Origin of the sequence: Salinivibrio sp. IB868, assembly GCF_001995655.1 — a bacterium.
Lineage (GTDB): Bacteria > Pseudomonadota > Gammaproteobacteria > Enterobacterales > Vibrionaceae > Salinivibrio > Salinivibrio siamensis.
The window spans coordinates 91,383-108,832 of the sequence record NZ_MUEW01000008.1 but is presented as its reverse complement, the minus strand read 5'-3'; the positions used below and the strand labels follow the sequence as shown (position 1 = coordinate 108,832).

General features: G+C 50.2%; 14 protein-coding genes. 12 read left to right on the top strand and 2 right to left on the bottom strand.

What is annotated here, in order from left to right; translation table 11 throughout:
• Positions 1-6 precede the first annotated feature (6 nt).
• The 6 genes from BZG20_RS10135 to BZG20_RS10110 all read left to right on the top strand — a co-directional run bounded on the left by BZG20_RS10135 (position 7) and on the right by BZG20_RS10110 (position 9,620).
• Positions 7-2,856 carry a pitrilysin family protein gene (locus BZG20_RS10135; RefSeq protein WP_077578926.1) on the top strand — a complete coding sequence of 950 codons (2,850 nt, stop codon included), beginning with the start codon at positions 7-9 and terminating at the stop codon, positions 2,854-2,856.
• A gap of 97 nt (positions 2,857-2,953) precedes the next feature.
• Positions 2,954-4,531: a glutamate--cysteine ligase gene (gshA, locus tag BZG20_RS10130; RefSeq protein ID WP_077578925.1), complete on the top strand. Its 1,578-nt coding sequence runs from the start codon at positions 2,954-2,956 to the stop codon at positions 4,529-4,531.
• Between the two features lie 14 nt (positions 4,532-4,545).
• Positions 4,546-5,163 (top strand): hypothetical protein, encoded by a 618-nt coding sequence (locus tag BZG20_RS10125; RefSeq protein WP_077578923.1) that lies wholly within the window; start codon positions 4,546-4,548, stop codon positions 5,161-5,163.
• A gap of 29 nt (positions 5,164-5,192) precedes the next feature.
• Positions 5,193-5,711, top strand: coding sequence for an S-ribosylhomocysteine lyase (gene luxS, locus BZG20_RS10120; protein ID WP_046074117.1), 519 nt, complete (start codon positions 5,193-5,195; stop codon positions 5,709-5,711).
• 303 nt (positions 5,712-6,014) lie between these two features.
• Entirely contained in the window at positions 6,015-7,061 is a 1,047-nt protein-coding gene (locus BZG20_RS10115) for a substrate-binding domain-containing protein (protein ID WP_046074218.1), read from the top strand.
• A gap of 3 nt (positions 7,062-7,064) precedes the next feature.
• A complete protein-coding gene (locus BZG20_RS10110; RefSeq protein ID WP_077578922.1) occupies positions 7,065-9,620 on the top strand; it encodes a LuxQ periplasmic sensor domain-containing protein in 2,556 nt (851 codons plus the stop codon).
• Positions 9,621-9,769: 149 nt separating this feature from the next.
• Here BZG20_RS10110 and BZG20_RS10105 read toward each other — a convergent pair whose 3' ends face one another.
• The gene (locus tag BZG20_RS10105; protein WP_046074119.1) at positions 9,770-11,056 is read right to left on the bottom strand and encodes a CNNM domain-containing protein; all 1,287 of its coding nucleotides are present in this window, start codon (positions 11,054-11,056) and stop codon (positions 9,770-9,772) included.
• A 101-nt stretch (positions 11,057-11,157) separates the two neighbouring features.
• Positions 11,158-11,955: an inner membrane protein YpjD gene (locus BZG20_RS10100; protein WP_077578920.1), complete on the bottom strand. Its 798-nt coding sequence runs from the start codon at positions 11,953-11,955 to the stop codon at positions 11,158-11,160.
• Between the two features lie 181 nt (positions 11,956-12,136).
• On the opposite strand from BZG20_RS10100, the gene ffh reads away from it, so the two are divergent.
• From ffh to BZG20_RS10070, 6 genes are all read left to right on the top strand, one after another.
• The gene (gene ffh, locus BZG20_RS10095) at positions 12,137-13,519 is read left to right on the top strand and encodes a signal recognition particle protein (RefSeq protein WP_046074121.1); all 1,383 of its coding nucleotides are present in this window, start codon (positions 12,137-12,139) and stop codon (positions 13,517-13,519) included.
• A gap of 205 nt (positions 13,520-13,724) precedes the next feature.
• Positions 13,725-13,973 carry a 30S ribosomal protein S16 gene (rpsP, locus tag BZG20_RS10090; RefSeq protein ID WP_046074122.1) on the top strand — a complete coding sequence of 83 codons (249 nt, stop codon included), beginning with the start codon at positions 13,725-13,727 and terminating at the stop codon, positions 13,971-13,973.
• Between the two features lie 28 nt (positions 13,974-14,001).
• Positions 14,002-14,529 carry a ribosome maturation factor RimM gene (gene rimM / locus BZG20_RS10085; protein ID WP_077578918.1) on the top strand — a complete coding sequence of 176 codons (528 nt, stop codon included), beginning with the start codon at positions 14,002-14,004 and terminating at the stop codon, positions 14,527-14,529.
• Between the two features lie 25 nt (positions 14,530-14,554).
• Positions 14,555-15,310, top strand: a complete 756-nt coding sequence (gene trmD / locus BZG20_RS10080) for a tRNA (guanosine(37)-N1)-methyltransferase TrmD (RefSeq protein WP_046074124.1) — start codon at positions 14,555-14,557, stop codon at positions 15,308-15,310.
• A 28-nt stretch (positions 15,311-15,338) separates the two neighbouring features.
• The gene (gene rplS / locus BZG20_RS10075) at positions 15,339-15,692 is read left to right on the top strand and encodes a 50S ribosomal protein L19 (protein ID WP_046074125.1); all 354 of its coding nucleotides are present in this window, start codon (positions 15,339-15,341) and stop codon (positions 15,690-15,692) included.
• A 230-nt stretch (positions 15,693-15,922) separates the two neighbouring features.
• The gene (locus BZG20_RS10070) at positions 15,923-17,347 is read left to right on the top strand and encodes a carbon starvation protein A (protein WP_046074126.1); all 1,425 of its coding nucleotides are present in this window, start codon (positions 15,923-15,925) and stop codon (positions 17,345-17,347) included.
• Positions 17,348-17,450 lie beyond the last annotated feature (103 nt).

Below are 17,450 nucleotides of genomic sequence, written 5' to 3'. Positions count from 1 at the left end.
TATCATATGCCACGTTTATTGCTTGCCACGTTTTTCTTTCTATCTGTGTTGTCTGGATGCCAGTTGACTGGCTCAGCCCCAACCCAAACACCTGAGGGCGTCACTTGGATTAAAACCGTCGCGCCTCCGCCAGGGAGTGCGCAAGTCCCGTATCAGCAATTTGAATTAGATAATGGACTGACGGTGTTGTTGCATGAGGATCACTCCGACCCTCTTGTCAACGTTGATGTACGTTACCATGTGGGCTCTGCCCGAGAAGAGCCGGGAAAATCAGGCTTTGCGCATTTTTTTGAACATATGATGTTTGAAGGCTCTGAGCACGTAGATGATCACGGAAAACGTATTAAAGAGGTGGGGGGCTATAACAATGGCTCGACCAATCGCGACACCACCCAGTATTACCAGACCGTACCGGCCAACGAGCTTGAGCGTGTCCTTTGGCTTGAATCTGATCGCATGGGCTTTTTGCTGGATGCGGTCTCTCAGCGCAAATTTGAAGTGCAGCGTGACACGGTGAAAAACGAACGGGCATTTCGGATAGACAATGTCCCGTATGGCCGCGTTAACGAGACCATTAATCAAGCACTCTACCCTGAGGGTCACCCATACTCATGGCCGGTGATTGGTTATGTTGAGGACCTTAACCGTGTCGATGTTGGCGATCTCAAGCAATTCTTCCTGCGCTGGTATGGGCCGAACAATGCCACCTTGACCATTGGTGGCGACATTGATGTTCAGACAACCTTAGCGTGGGTGAAAAAATACTTTGGTGATATTCCTCAAGGCCCATCAATACCAGAGGCGAAACCGCAACCGGTCACGCTGGACGGCTCTCGCTTTGTGACATTGGAAGATAAGGTATCGCAACCGGTATTGGTGATGACCTTTCCTACCAGTGTGCCTGAGACGGACACCACGACGCGCCTGGGGGTACTGGCCAATGTATTGGGGCAAGGGCGTGACAGTGTCCTTTATCAATCCCTGGTACAAACGGGGCAGCTGTTAAGTGCAGGCGCATCGCACCAGTGTGGTGAGCTAGCTTGTACGTTTGAGGTCTACGGTGTCGGTCGCCAAGGTCAATCTCTGGCTGAGATCCGTACCTTGTTAGCGCAAACCATGACGCAGTTTGAGGCAAAAGGCGTCAGTGACGAGGATATCAACCAAATCCAATCCATGGTGGAAGCCGATAATATCTTTGCGCTACAAAGTGTCGACGGTAAGGTCTCACAGCTGGCCAGTGATTATACGCTCTACGGTGATGCAAACCGTATGAATCAGCGCCTTTCACGCCTGAATGCGGTGACCCCTGACAAGGTGATGGAAAGCTATCGGCAGTGGATAAAAGATCAGCCCGCAGTAAACACCAGTGTGGTCCCTATTGGACGGACGGACTTGGTCGCTGCGCCCGCGAATTTTATCTATCAACGTCCAGAATATGAACAGGCACAGACGCAAAGCCAGCACGACACGTTAGCACGACGTGAACCCCCAGAAAATTTCGATCGCACCCAGATCCCGGCTCCTAATGGGAGTGTCACGGTTAATGTGCCACGCATTTATCGGGCCGACTTGGACAATGGGATGCATCTGGCAGGCACAGTGAGTCGCGAGACACCCACGGTCACCTTGCAGCTTCGTTTACCTGCCGGCACCTTGATGGAGCCTAACGATCAGCGAGGTATCGCTAACTTAACGGCAACCATGGTGACCGAGGGCGCAGCAGGTATGTCGGCCGCTGAGCTCACTCGAGCCCTAGACAAGCTGGGCAGTCAAGTCAATATCGACGCGGACAGTTACCATACACAAATCACGGTAACATCACTGAAAAAGCATCTGGGTGAGACCCTGAAACTCGTGAATAAAACCTTGCGCGCGCCGACCTTTGCAGAAGAAGATTTTGATCGTGTTAAAGCCCAGTTGTTGGAAGGTCTGGCATCTCGCGCCGATGATGCAGGCTGGCTAGCCAGCCAAGCGACAAACCAGCTGTTATATCAAGATGCCACCTTCCGAGCGCCAGAGGGAGGCGTCGCGGAAGATATTGCAGCGATGACACTTGACGATGTTAAACACTTCTATCGCCAGCACTACGTATTGCGAGGCAGCCAATTGATTGTGGTGGGCGACCTTTCTCGTGAACATGCGATCAATCTCGCTAACCGGATCACACCTTGGCAAGCGCAAACGCAGCCTACGGCTCAGGTGGCGCGTGCTGTCCCGAAAGACTACGACCAGGCACAAATTTGGCTGGTAGATAAACCGCAAGCCCCACAAACCAGTATTCGTATGGTGCGCCATGGTATGCCATACGATGCCACCGGCCCGATGTTTAAAACCCGCTTGGCCAACTTTAATTTAGGGGGCAATTTTAATGCGCGCCTGAATCAAAACTTGCGTCAAGATAAAGGTTATACCTATGGCGCGCACAGTGGTGTTTATGGAGGCCGGCAGACAGGCACCATAGAAGTCAGTACCGATGTACGTGCTGATGCGACGCATGATGCGATTAAAGCGCTATGGCAAGAGATGGCGCATGCACAAGAAAATGGCTTTTCGGCACAAGAATTGGCCTATCTGCGTCAATCGAGTGGGCAGCGTGATGCGCTGAGTTATGAAACGCCATGGGAAAAAGCAGGCTTGATAGCACATATTGAAGCCTTTGATTTAGACGACAACTACCGAGAGGCACAAAAAGCCTTATTGCAATCAATCTCATTGCAACAGCTGAATGCCCAGGCGGCACGTTGGTTTGATCCTAACGACTATCAAATTATTGTGGTCGGGGATGCCTCTCGTCTTGGTGATAGCTTACGTCAACTTGGCTTGCCAGTGCGCACGTTAGCGCTCGATTACCGATAAGCCTATTTGGATAAACTTACTCCGCTGCGTGATGGCTTTTGAGTAATAGCTTGTTTATATTGACCGCCACGCAGCTTAAAAAAATAAGAGATACATTTTGACTGACTTTACCCAACGGTTAGCGCGTTTAGCGCAAAACCCAGATGCATTAAAGGGGATTGGCCGCGGATTGGAGCGCGAGGCATTACGCATTACGCCAGCAGGTCATTTAGCGCAGACGGCGCATCCAGAGACACTTGGATCCGCGCTGACACACCGTTGGATCACGACGGATTTTGCTGAATCTCTGTTGGAGTTTATTACGCCTGTTAACACGTCGGTGAAAGGGATGCTGGATGAGTTGCAGGATATCCATCGCTTTACCTATCAGCAAATGAGCGACGAACAGTTGTGGCCTATGTCAATGCCGTGCGTGGTGGCATCCGAAGACGATATCACCTTAGCGCAATACGGCAACTCAAATATTGGGCGGATGAAGACCTTGTATCGCCAAGGGCTCAAGCATCGCTATGGCAGTGTGATGCAAGTGATCTCAGGGGTACATTTTAACATCTCTTTGCCTGAGACATTTTGGCAGCATCTGTACCACTCAGACACGGTAAGCCAAGCGTCAGTCACCCAAGGTTACTTTGATCTTATTCGTAATTATTATCGCCATGGTTGGATGATCCCTTATCTATTTGGTGCGTCACCTGCGTTATGTGGCTCGTTTATCAAGCATGCGCAAAGCCAGTTGCCCTTTGAGCATATGCCGTCAGGTACGTGTTACTTACCCTATGCAACGTCGCTGCGCTTGAGTGATTTAGGGTATACCAATAATGCGCAAGCGGATCTGAAAATTGGTTTTAACACCCTAGAACAATACCTTGAAGGTTTAAGAAGCGCGATTCGTACTCCCTCACAGGCGTTTGCCAAGCTAGGTATTCGTGATGGCGAGACGTATCGTCAGCTCAACACCAATGTGCTGCAAATTGAAAACGAGCTCTATGCGCCTATACGCCCCAAACGGAATGCCGAAAGCGGTGAAAAGCCGACCGAAGCGCTTGAGCGAGGCGGTGTCGAGTACATTGAGGTGCGCTCTTTGGACGTCAACCCATACAGCCCGGTGGGGATTGAAGAGGATCAGATCCATTTTCTTGATCTCTTTGTCTCCTGGTGTGCGTTATCGCCTTCTGAGCCGATGACCGACCCTGAACTCAATTGCTGGCGTGACAATTGGAACAAGATTGTACTCGAAGGCCGCAAACCAGGATTAACCCTAACAACAGGATGTGAGGGCGAGACCCTGACGCAAGCAGAGTGGGGGTTACAAGTGATGGGGGAGCTTAAGCAGTTGGCGAAAGTCATGGATCGCGCGGTCGACGACCATCGCTATGAAACCGTATGTGATAAAATGATCGCCTGTTTTGATAACCCAGAACTCACGCTATCTGGTCGTGTTCTGGCAGACGTGATCGCGCAAGGCGGTATCGGCGGCCTAGGGCTAAGCCTTGCCCGTGACCATAAAGCGGCGCTAGCGGATGTGCCTTACAAGATCCACAGTGATGCCGACTTTTTACAAGAAGCCAAAGAGAGCGTCGCGCGTCAAAAAGCGGTCGAAGAAAGCGATACACAAAGCTTTGAAGCTTTTTTGAATGCTTATTTTAAAGACGTGCCCATGGCCGAAAGCTGGTAATTGGACGGACGACGATGAGCAGGAAGCGCTTTTTCCGTCATATTGGCGCATTCTTCACCGTGGTGATGGTATCAGGATGTGCCACGCCACCACCGGATAATCCCAATAACCTCTGTGAGATATTCGACCAACACCCAGATTGGTTTGAAGCAGCGGTTGAGATGGAAGCGGATTGGGGAACGCCCATCCAAGTGGCCATGGCGTTCGTCAAGCAAGAGAGCGCGTTTGTGCATGATGCCCTGCCACCCCGTGATTATGTGTTAGGCATCTTGCCGTGGGGGCGTGTTAGCAGTGCCTATGGCTATGCGCAGGCGCAAGACCCGGCTTGGTCTGATTATCAAAAAGCCACAGACCATGGCGGCTCCCGCACTGACTTTGCCGATGCGTTGCAGTTTATTGGTTGGTATACCGATGCAACCTACCGCCAACTCGGGGTGTCTAAATGGGATGTGTATCGCCAGTATTTGGCTTACCATGAAGGTAGAGGTGGATTTCAGCGCGGCTCGTTTGAGGGGAAACCCGGGTTAAAACGCGTGGCGCGTAAAGTCGAACAACAAGCAAAGGACTACGGTTGGCAGCTAAAAGGTTGCCGACAACGACTCGAGGATAATCTGAGCTGGTGGCCATTTTAAGGGGCACTGCGAGGAATAAAGGAGGTAAGATGCCACTACTAGATAGTTTTACGGTTGATCATACACGTATGCATGCGCCAGCAGTGCGGATCGCCAAAACGATGCAAACACCCAGCGGTGATACGATTACCGTTTTTGACCTTCGTTTTTGTCGCCCTAACGAAGAGCACTTGACGGAAAAAGGGATCCACACGCTCGAGCACCTGTTTGCCGGCTTTATGCGTAAGCACCTTAACAGCGATAAGGTCGAGATCATTGATATCTCTCCTATGGGGTGTCGTACTGGCTTCTACATGAGCCTGATTGGGGAGCCCCAAGAGCCTGAGGTGGCGAAAGCATGGGAACTGGCGATGGAAGATGTGTTGGTTGTGCCATCACAAGACAAGATCCCTGAGCTCAACGAGTATCAATGCGGGACGTATGAGATGCACTCACTCAGCGAGGCAAAAGATATCGCTCGTGCCATCATAGATGCAGGGGTGACCGTGAATAAAAACGATGATCTTTCCTTGCCTGAGTCCATGCTACAAACGTTGCGCGTTGACTAGTGTGCCTCTGTCTTGAACGTTAACGGCAGTCCATATTGGGCTGCCGTTTTTCTTGGTATTCATGGCTTTCTCCCTTTTTTGTCTTGATTGCTAGATAAATGCCTGGGAAGTGTAGGCTTTGTTGCATCTTTTTTGCCTCATCAAGCACGCTTCTCGCTTTTCTCGCTGCGTCCGTGCACGGGTTTCGCTAAGCTGACACTGACTTGGAAACAAAAAGGCTGTGGGATAAAAGTGAGTTTACGCACCAGACACCTAAATGACGCGATCCGTTTTTTCCGTTGGTTGACTGGGCTCACCTTGCTGATGGTGATGTCCAGTGCCCACGGATCACTCAATGGCTTTTGGTCTTACGATGAGTACCTTGCCCTGCACCCTGAGCAAAAAAGCTTAACCACCGAATTGGACGCTCAGGTACAAGCAGAGCCGGTGCCTTTTTTAGGTGCCATGGAGCCAATAAAAATCTCTGTGGTGGTGCCAGGCGAGCAAATATCCGATTACTGGCAACGTAACGTACGTGCCTTCGAGCGGCGGCTGAATGCACTTAATATCCCATATGAGCTCCAACAAGTCACGACGCGCCCCAATACCGATATTCGTGAACAAAGCGCCTCGTTGTATGCGGCGCTGCGTGATGGGGCCGATTACCTCATTTTTACCTTGAACAGTGTGCGCCATCGTAAGTTTATTAACCATGTGTTATCCCAGAACAAAACCAAGCTTATTTTGCAAAACATCACCACGCCCGTAAAAGCGTGGCAAGATAATCAACCATTCTTATATGTGGGGTTTGATCACCAACGTGGTAGCCGTGCGTTGGCAACCTATTACCAAGAGCGATATCCTGAAGGCGTGAATTATTCGGTGCTTTATTTTTCGCAAGGTTATGTCAGTGATGCACGGGGAGATACCTTTATTGAGGCCATGAGCTCGCACGCTGATAGCAACTTGCTGTCTGCCTATTACACCAAGGGTGACCGAGAGTCGGGTTACCAGGCGGCCAAAGCGATGCTAAACAATAATCCAACGCTCGACTTTATTTATGCGTGTGCAACCGACGTCGCGTTTGGCGCTGTCCAGGCCCTCGATGAGCTAGGCCGTGACACGGTTGGACTCAATGGCTGGGGAGGTGGCTCAGCAGAGCTTGACGCGATTGCCGCCGGTCAACTTGATGTGACTGTGATGAGAATGAATGATGATACAGGTATCGCCATGGCCGAGGCGATCAAACGTGACATTGAGCATCAACCTGTGCCTGTGGTCTATTCTGGGCGGTTTGAAGTGGTCACTCGCTACGATGATCCCAAGCGAATAGAGGCACTTAAGAAAAAAGCATTTAGGTATTCGGACTAAAAAATGGCCATATCGGGTTCGCCGAAGCTGTCACTGTCTCAATTACTGACCCGTTTGATCGTGGTCTTTTTCCTCTTTGTGACGGCCGGGGTGTATATACAGAGTTATCAGCTTACTTTGGCGGGGATTAATCAAGAAATTACCCGCACGCTGACGCAGACGTCTCGCCTGTTGCAAAATGTGTTTGACAGTCGTCTCACATCACTACAAATCCACCAAAATACCAATGCGGCCAGTGTGACACTGCAATCAATGGTGGCGAATGAGAACAGCGCGGCGTTGGATGACTATTTTATCGAGCAAGAACAGCAAGACGTGGCCAACACCCCCGATTTTCGTTTTATCGCCAAAGACGATCGGGTGCTGTGGCATGATGGTAGCAGCCTCTTTCATGGTATTGATCGTGAGCAGTTAGAGCAGCTACGCCTCCAGTTAAGGGGGATTAATCGGTGGGCGTTAACCACCATCACCACAGAGATGGAGCAGAGCTACCTGTTAATGCGACGCACACCGATTGTATTTCAATCCAGCGGCAAGCTGGGGGGCTACTTATATGTGGTGGTGATGCTTAATGGCAACTTCTCGTTTGTCAAAAGTTTGCAGCGCGCGAGCGGTACGCAAGCGGTGTGGTTGTCTGCAGATAATGTCACTCTCGCCTCGACGCTGAGCAGCAACGATGAGATTGGGCGCGATCTTACGCTGCCCTCGCCAGGAGAGAGCCAGGCGTTTCGCCACTATTTGGTGAGCCAAGCCAAGTTACGCATCGCCGGTGAGCCTTCAAAAATTGCTCTGTTGTCGGCACAGCAAAATGACAATGTGGTGGCACTGCAACGGCAAATGGGGATTAACCTGCTGCTGACCACGATGGTGATTATCGTGGCAGCGATCTGGGTTAACCGATTTGTGCAAACGCGCATCGCGGATTCATTGGAAAAATTGATGCGTTATACCCAAGGCGCGCGCTCGCGACAGCGCACCTTGCCTTTTGCGGGCTCGGATATTGAAGAGTTTAACCATATCGGTAAGACGCTGGAGTCCACATYTGATGCCTTGTATGAAAAAGAGCGCTCCCTACAAGACCTGTTTGACTATGCCTTGTCGCCCATCATCGTTTGGGACACCCACTTTGATATCACACGTATTAACCCCGCGGCCAAACTAAAGCTTAACTATGACGAGCAAATCCATGCCTCTAGTTGGCTCTACGACCAGTTTATGTATGCGATTACCCCTCATCTACAACGTGCATTAAACGGGACGATTTTAAAAGGGGTGAATATCGAGATTGATCGTCGGGTTTACCGTTGGAACTTAGCGCCGTTGATGGTCGACAACCAAGTGAAAGCGGTGATTGGGCAGGGGCAAGAAATCACTTCTTTGATTGAAGCGGAGCAACAAAGCCAACGCGCTAAAGAAGCGGCAGAAGCCTCTGCCCGTGCCAAGTCTGAGTTCTTGGCTAAGATGAGCCATGAAATTCGAACGCCGCTCAATGGTATTTTAGGTATAACCCAGATATTGAGTGATAAGGCGAAAGAAAAAGAGCAAAAAGAGCTGCTAGGGAGTCTCTATCAAAGTGGTGAGCACTTACTTACTGTGTTAAATGATGTGCTTGATCTTTCCAAAATTGAACAAGGAAAGATGACTATCGAGCACGGCGACTTTTATCTGCACGACATGATTCGCACGGTTGAGAATATCTATACCCCGATTTGTGAGAGCAAACAGATTGCACTGACCATTGATGCTCCCGTCGCCGATGACACCATGGTGTGCTCTGATCAATCACGTCTGACTCAGATCCTGTTCAACTTGATGAGCAATGCGGTGAAGTTTACCCATGTTGGCAAGGTGGGGATGACCATCAAATTAGTCGAGTCGGGTGAGCAAACACGCTTACATATAGAGGTCACTGACACGGGGGTGGGGATGAATCAACAAGCGCTATCATCCTTGTTTGATCCCTTTGTACAAGCCGATTCCAGCGTCACGCGCACATACGGAGGCAGTGGCTTGGGCTTATCTATCGTGAAAAGCTTACTCGACTTGCTCGGAGGAGAGATTGATGTGACCAGTGAGCCGGATAAAGGTAGCCGCTTTATGGTCACTGTGCCTGTGGCTGTGACACACGCTAAACCGGCACAAACCGTAGAGGCCGACCCTTTTGACCCCGCGTCTTTGGGCATAGAGCGGTTGTTGCTGGTCGAGGATAACAAAATCAATGCCATGGTGGCTCAAGCCTTTTGCAAAAAATACCAGATTGAAGTTGATTGGGTGAAAGATGGGGAGCAGGCCCTCGAGCGTCTCCAACAAGCGCATTATGATCTGGTATTAATGGACAATCATATGCCGAAGCTTGGCGGCATTGATGCGACAAAAGCGATTCGTAAAACGTTGGGTCTCGATGTCCCCATTTATGCGTGCACGGCCGATGCGTACGGTCACGTTCATGAGGCTTTTTATCAAGCAGGTGCCGACTATGTGATAGTGAAACCGATCAAAGAGGCCAGCTTTATTGAGGCATTACGGCATTATACCTGTACGGAAAACAGCTCTTCATGATGGCAGTGGTAACGGGCGATCAGATGATGACCTAAAAAGGGCAAGCACAAAAAAGGTGGGGAATGCCCCACCTTTTTTGTGCGTTCATCTCATGGCATGGCTTTTTCAGCGTGCTAGTGCCGTGATATGGCTGATGCGAAGTGGCTCAACTAGCTGTTTACACTCGCTTGTGGTTGCTTAGCCGGCAACACCTTCACTTGCTTAATCATATTGTCTGCGACATCGACAATTTCAATATGGTGGCCATCAATCTCCACACTTAAGCGGTTGTTAGGGATATCTTCCAAATGTTCGAGGATGAGCCCATTGAGGGTGCGCGGCCCATCGGTTGGTAAAGCCCAATTAAGGCTCTTATTCAAGTCGCGAATATTGGCGCTGCCCTCAATCAGATACCCACCGTCGGTTAATGGTGTAATTTCTTCTGCCAAGCTTGGAGACAATGATGTTGTAAATTCACCCACGATCTCTTCGAGAATATCTTCCAAGGTCACCAAACCTATCATGTCGCCATATTCGTCAACGACCAAACCAATACGTTGCTTATTGCGCTGGAACTTCAGCATTTGCACGTTCAGTGGTGTGCCTTCAGGAATGAAGTAAACCTCGTCGGCGGCACGAAGCAGCGTTTCTTTGTTAAATTCGTTTTTCTCAACCATTAAGCGGTACGCTTTGCGCACGCGCAGCATGCCAACGACTTCGTCGATGGTGTCGCGATAGAGTACCATCCGTCCATGCGGAGCATGAGTGAATTGGCGCATGATCGACTTCCAGTCATCATTGATATTGATCCCGGTGATTTCATTACGGGGTACCATAATGTCATCCACGGTCACTTCTTCTAACTCAAGAATCGACAGCAGCATATGCTGGTGACGGCGAGGGATCAGACTCCCTGCCTCATTAACAATCGTGCGCAGTTCCTCGGTGCTTAAGCTGTCTTTGCCATCCGCCTTGGCGCCTAATCCCAGTATCCGTAAAAAGCCATTGGTAATAAAGTTCACCAAGCTGACCAACGGATAGAACACTTTCATCAGAATGGTCAGTACAAAACTGCTGATAAAAGAGACCCGTTCCGGGTAGAGGGCGGCGAGGGTTTTAGGGGTAACCTCAGCGAAGACCAAAATCACCATCGTCAGTACCCCGGTGGCGATCGCAATACCGGCATCGCCATAAAGACGCAACCCCAATACGGTCGCGATTGACGAGGCAAGAATATTTACCAGGTTATTGCCGATCAGGATAAGCCCAATCAATCGGTCTGGCCGAGTGAGCAGTTTTTCGACCCGCTTAGCGCCGCTATGGCCTGATTTAGAAAGGTGGCGTAACCGGTAGCGGTTAAGGGCCATCATGCCTGTCTCAGACCCGGAAAAATAACCGGAAATGACGATAAGCAATACCAAAAGGGAAATTAAAATTCCCGTCGATATGTCGTCCAACGAACTGTTCCTTACGTTTGTTTTAAAATCAGAGCCTATGCTCGAGTGTATACTACCGCCACGCGCAGGGGCCGGTTGCCCTCTGTGATGCGCGCGCTGTCTTAACCCGCGATCAGAATCTCACGGACAAAACGACTGCCAAAATAGGCTAAAGTGAGTAGAAAGGCGCCCACAATACTAAACCAGACCACCCGGCGTCCACGCCAGCCTGATTGATAATGCCCCCAAAGGAGAACGCCATACACGACCCAAGCGGCCATAGAAAGGAAGGCTTTGTGCGCTTTCCCTTGCGCGAACATATCATCGACAAAAATAAATCCTGTCATTAGAGTGAAGGTTAATAGTACCTGACCCACCAAAATGATGTTGAAAAGCTGTCGTTCCACCATCATTAAAGGAGGGACATTGTGATTAATGACCTGGCGTTTTTTATGTTTGAGTTGATAATCCAACCAGGCCAACTGCAGCGCATAGAGCGTAGCGATCATCAAGGTTGAATAGGCGAACAGCGCCAGAGAAATGTGCAATAGCACCTCTGGGTGCGATTCGAGATGGGTAATAAAGGCACCGGGCAGCAGGGTCGCGCTCGCCAAGTTTAGCCCAGCGAAGGCATAAACCACCGGGAGCAAGAACCACAGCCGCAATCGAAAAATTAGCCCTGTGGTCATCATCGCAATGATAAAACTCACCAAGGAGGCGACGTTGAGCATGCTAAGATTCTGTCCTGTGCCGGATAAAATCAGGTCTTTTAACAAATAAGCATGCAGCGCCAGCGCAGCCACGGCGGTGAAAAAGACCGGCTTCGCACTAATTTGATTGTTGCTGGACAAGCCGGGGATGATCTGCAAAATGGCGGCCAGATAAAGCATTGATGCGAATAAGGCTGTCAGAATTTCCATCGTCACCGATCAGTCAGTTAATCAATAAGAATGAAGGTGTGAGTATACCTTGCCTCAATCTTCGTCGCTATCGATACATGCAAGCGATGGGGGGATTGCGGTATAATCTCAGTAATTTCGCGACAGCGATTGCACCCAGATGAAAAATCATGGGCCAATAGGACGAGTGGGCGAGTAACGCATGTTTGAAAACTTATCAGAACGTTTATCCCGGACGCTCAAAAATGTGAGCGGCCGTGGTCGGTTAACGGAAGACAATATCAAAGAGACCCTACGCGAAGTGCGTATGGCGCTGCTGGAAGCCGATGTCGCGCTCCCTGTGGTTCGTGATTTTGTCAAACGCGTCAAAGAACGCGCCGTTGGCATTGAAGTGTCTAAAAGCCTGACCCCAGGGCAGGAATTTATCAAGATTGTCCAAGCCGAGTTGGAAGCGGTGATGGGCGATGCCAATGAAAAATTGGATCTCGCGGCCCAACCGCCCGCAGTGATTTTGATGGCAGGCTTGCAAGGGGCGGGTAAAACCACCAGTGTGGGCAAGCTGGGTAAGATGCTTACCGAGCAAGAAAAAAAGAAAGTCTTGGTGGTGTCTGCGGACGTGTATCGCCCTGCGGCGATTAAACAGCTGGAAACCTTGGCGGGTGAAGTCGGGGTGGATTTCTTCCCCTCGAGTGCTGACCAAAATCCCGTTGATATTGCCAAAGCGGCGGTTGATCACGGCAAGCTGAAGTTCTACGACGTGGTGATTGTCGATACCGCGGGTCGCTTGCACGTTGACGACGCCATGATGGACGAGATCAAGGACGTTCATAGTGCGGTCAACCCAGTAGAGACCTTGTTCGTGGTTGACGCGATGACAGGTCAAGATGCGGCAAATACCGCCAAAGCCTTTAATGACGCGTTGGCGTTAACGGGTGTGGTATTGACCAAAGTTGATGGTGATGCCCGTGGCGGTGCGGCATTATCGGTGCGCCATATCACCGGCAAGCCGATCAAATTTTTGGGTGTGGGTGAAAAAACCGACGCACTGGAGCCTTTCCATCCTGACCGGGTGGCATCCCGTATCTTAGGGATGGGCGATGTCTTGTCGCTTATCGAAGATCTCGAGCGTAATGTCGATAAAGACAAAGCCGAGAAAATGGCCAAGAAGTTTAAGCAGAAAAAAGGCTTCGACTTGGCCGATTTTCGCGACCAGCTTGAGCAGATGAAGGGCATGGGTGGCATGATGGGCATGATGGATAAGTTGCCTGGGATGTCGAATGTGCCCGACAACGTGAAAGATAACGTTGATGATAAAATGTTCTTGCAGATGGAAGCGATCATCAACTCGATGACACCCCGTGAGCGCCAGCGTCCAGAAATTATCAAAGGGTCGCGTAAAAAGCGGATTGCTGCGGGTTCAGGTACCCAAGTACAGGACGTGAACCGTCTTCTTAAGCAGTTTACCCAAATGCAGAAAATGATGAAGAAGATGCAAAAAGGTGGCATGCGCAACATGATGCGCCAAATGAAAGGCATGATGCCACCGGGTGGTGGCCCAGGTGGGCCTGGCGGATTCATGGGCTAATCAGATAGCGGACTTGCCTGTCAGCCCAGTGCTGGCAGGCAGATCAACTCGCTGTGAGGCTTGGGACAACTGGTGGAAATTTGACTAAACCAGTTGCATTCACAGCAATAAAGAGTAAAATTCCCGAGCTTTATTTTGGCACGAGGCCCCGCATTGCTTACGCGAAACGGGGCCAATTTTATTAAGTAATGCAAATGAGGACGATATGGTAACCATTCGTTTGGCACGTCATGGCGCGAAAAAACGCCCATTTTATCAAATCGTTGTAGCTGACAGCCGCCAGGCGCGCGACGGTCGCTTCATCGAGAAAATCGGTTTCTTTAACCCTGTTGCTCAAGGCCAGGAAGAGAAACTACGCCTTGACCTGGATCGCGTAAACCACTGGGTTAGCGAAGGCGCAACGGTTTCTGACCGTGTGGCTAAGCTAGTTAAAGACGCCGCGAAAGCAGCGTAAGTCTCCAGTGTCAGGGTTAAAAGAAGAAATGAGTGAGCAAGATACTATCGTGGTTGGCAAGCTAGGCGCGTCATACGGTATTCGTGGCTGGCTCAAGATTTTTTCTTACACTGAAGAAGCTGAGAGCATTTTTGCCTACTCACCTTGGTATATCCAGGTGCGTGGCGAGTGGCAACGTTTCGAGTTAGAAGACTGGAAACGCCACAACAAGGGGTATGTTGCCAAGCTCAAAGGGCTGGATCAGCGCGAAGACGCGCAGATGCTGACCAATGCTGAGATTGCAGTAGGGACTGAGTCGCTGCCTGCTTTATCAGATGAAGAGTTTTATTGGCGTGAGCTGTTTGGCATGGACGTGGTGAATGCGAAAGGCTACCACCTCGGTACGGTGACTGACATGCTCGAAACCGGCTCTAACGACGTACTTGTCGTCAAAGCCAACCTCAAAGATGCTTTTGGCAAAAAGGAACGCTTAATTCCGTTCCTTGAAGAGCAGGTTATCAAGTCAATTGATCGCACTGCTCAACGGATCGAAGTTGACTGGGATCCTGGTTTTTAAACTCCAACGGTAAGCGAGCGGAAATATGTGGGTTGGCATTATTAGCCTGTTTCCTGAAATGTTCCGAGCGGTCACTGATTTTGGAGTCACGGGCCAAGCGGTAAAAAAAGGGCTGTTAAACGTCGAAACGTGGAATCCGCGTGATTTCACCCACGACAGACACCGTACGGTTGATGATCGACCCTACGGCGGTGGCCCCGGTATGTTGATGATGGTTGAGCCGTTGCGCGATGCTATTCACGCTGCCAAACATGCCGCAGGCGATAAAGCGAAAGTGGTTTACCTCTCTCCGCAAGGGCGCAAGCTCGACCAAGCGGGGGTTGAATCACTGGCTAGCAATGACAAACTTATTTTGATTTGCGGCCGGTATGAAGGGGTAGATGAGCGCATTATTCAAACCCATGTAGACGAAGAATGGTCGGTGGGAGATTTTGTGCTCAGTGGGGGCGAGCTGCCCGCAATGACGCTGGTGGACGCGGTTGCTCGGTTTGTACCGGGTGTACTCGGCGACATGGCGTCAGCAGAGGAAGACTCCTTTGCTAACGGGTTGTTAGACTGTCCACACTACACACGTCCAGAAGTGTTAGACGGGTTGGGGGTACCAGAGGTGCTAAAATCCGGCAATCACAAGGACATTCGTCGCTGGCGATTAAAGCAATCGCTAGGTCGCACTTGGCTACGACGACCAGAGCTCCTGGAAAACCTAGCTCTGACTGACGAACAGGAATCACTACTTGCCGAGTTCATAAAAGAACACCGTGCAAGTGCCGAATCAAATTGAGTTTCAGTTTATTCTAGGGTTATAAACAATGAGTAACATCATCAAGCAGCTCGAAGAAGAGCAAATGAAAAAAGACCTGCCTGAGTTTCAAGCAGGTGACACTGTCCTGGTACAGCTTAAAGTAAAAGAAGGTAACCGTGAGCGTCTGCAGCCATATGAAGGTGTGGTTATCGCTAAGCGCAACCGTGGTCTACACACTGCATTTACCGTACGTAAAGTATCAAGCGGTGAAGGTGTAGAGCGTACTTTCCAAATCCATTCGCCAGTTATCGACAGCATTACTGTTAAACGTCGCGGTGCAGTACGTCGTGCCAAACTGTACTACCTGCGTGAGCGTTCTGGTAAGTCAGCTCGAATCAAAGAGCGTCTTAACAAGAAGTAATCGCCCTCGGCGTTTATTGCTCAAAAAGCCCGTCCACTTGGACGGGCTTTTTTATTGTCCTCAACTAACCGCTCAACCGCTCAACCGCTCAACCGCTTTTACAACCGTTTACTCGGCCAAGCGACCACTCACCGACAAAGCAGATGAATGTGGCGGCTATGTAGGCAAAATGGCATCTGTACCCTACTAAAAGATTGGCAGCTTAGCTGCTAACGACACGGAGAACAGCGATGTCCTGGTTTTTATTATGCGTGGTGACCTTGATTGTGGGCTATTTCACTTACGGCACCTTCATTACCAAAATTTTTGGGCCTAAGCCGCAGAAAGCGACACCGGCCATGAGCATGAACGATGGCGTGGATTATGTGCCGCTGTCGGACAAAAAAGTCTACCTGATTCAGCTTTTGAATATTGCTGGGTTAGGCCCCATCTTTGGCCCGATTCTCGGTGCCTTGTACGGTCCTGTAGCCATGTTGTGGATTGTGTTTGGCTGCATTTTTGCGGGGGCTGTCCATGATTATTTCTCAGGCATGCTGAGTGTCCGCGCAAATGGCGCTTCTGTGCCTTCTGTGGTCGGCGAGCATCTGGGTAACTTCGCTAAACATTTTATGAACTTCTTTGCGGTGTTGCTCTTGATGTTGGTCGGCGTGGTATTTGTGCTCGGTCCCGCCAAGTTGTTGGGTAGCTTGTCAGAGATGAGCGTGGCGATGTGGGTGGGTATTATATTTGCCTATTATGTGCTGGCGACAGTGGTACCCATTGATAAAATCATCGGCCGTTTTTATCCCGTGTTTGGTGCCTTGCTTGTCTTTATGTCGGTCGGCTTGATTATCGGCTTGGCCGTGAGCGATCACAGCTTCTACAGCCAAGGGCTAGACTTTGCGACTAACTTCCACCCAACTGATCTACCACTGTGGCCATTGCTGTTTATTACTATCGCTTGTGGAGCAGTATCCGGCTTTCACGCTACCCAGTCGCCATTGATGGCGCGCTGCATGCAAAATGAAAAGTCAGGGCGTTTTATCTTCTATGGCGCGATGATCGGTGAAGGTGTGATTGCACTTATCTGGTGTAGCCTGGGCTTGAGCTTCTATGAGTCGAGTGAGGCGCTTAATCAAACGCTGGCTAACGGTGGCCCGGCTGCAGTGGTACATGAGGTTTCTACCTCGCTACTTGGCACCGTCGGAGGCATTATGGCGGTCTTAGGTGTGATAGTGCTGCCGATTACCTCGGGTGATACCGCTTTCCGCTCTGCGCGTCTGATTATTGCCGACTTTCTGAAAATTCAGCAAAAACCAATGGTGAAGCGCCTGATGATTGCAATCCCCATGTTTGTGGTGGGCTTTTTGATCACCAAAGCGGAGTTTGGCGTGATTTGGCGTTACTTCGGCTGGGCCAACCAAACCACCGCGATGATCATGCTATGGGCCGCGGCGGCTTACCTGATTAAACGTGATAAATTGCACTGGGTGTGCACGATTCCGGCGATGTTTATGACCGCAGTGACTGTTACCTACTTAGCTAACGCTGAAATCGGGTTTAGCCTACCGATGAATATCGCTACCATCATCGGTGTGGGAGCGACAATTGCTGCCACTATCGCTTTCTTTGTCGGCTACAAACCGAATCCACAGTTGATCGCGGATGAGAAATGATGGTCATGTCATCAGAGCGACTAGCGTGTATGCCCATGGATTGATTTTTATCTAAATGATTGGTCTTACGGCAATATCTGCGCAAATACGCTAAGATCTAAGC

Coding starts and splice junctions, on each gene's coding strand:
- BZG20_RS10135 (WP_077578926.1), top strand. CDS start 7: ATGCCACGTTTATTGCTTGCCACGTTTTTCTTTCTATCTGTGTTGTCT.
- BZG20_RS10125 (WP_077578923.1), top strand. CDS start 4,546: ATGAGCAGGAAGCGCTTTTTCCGTCATATTGGCGCATTCTTCACCGTG.
- luxS (WP_046074117.1), top strand. CDS start 5,193: ATGCCACTACTAGATAGTTTTACGGTTGATCATACACGTATGCATGCG.
- BZG20_RS10115 (WP_046074218.1), top strand. CDS start 6,015: ATGGTGATGTCCAGTGCCCACGGATCACTCAATGGCTTTTGGTCTTAC.
- BZG20_RS10100 (WP_077578920.1), bottom strand. CDS start 11,955: ATGGAAATTCTGACAGCCTTATTCGCATCAATGCTTTATCTGGCCGCC.
- ffh (WP_046074121.1), top strand. CDS start 12,137: ATGTTTGAAAACTTATCAGAACGTTTATCCCGGACGCTCAAAAATGTG.
- rpsP (WP_046074122.1), top strand. CDS start 13,725: ATGGTAACCATTCGTTTGGCACGTCATGGCGCGAAAAAACGCCCATTT.
- rimM (WP_077578918.1), top strand. CDS start 14,002: ATGAGTGAGCAAGATACTATCGTGGTTGGCAAGCTAGGCGCGTCATAC.
- trmD (WP_046074124.1), top strand. CDS start 14,555: ATGTGGGTTGGCATTATTAGCCTGTTTCCTGAAATGTTCCGAGCGGTC.
- rplS (WP_046074125.1), top strand. CDS start 15,339: ATGAGTAACATCATCAAGCAGCTCGAAGAAGAGCAAATGAAAAAAGAC.
- BZG20_RS10070 (WP_046074126.1), top strand. CDS start 15,923: ATGTCCTGGTTTTTATTATGCGTGGTGACCTTGATTGTGGGCTATTTC.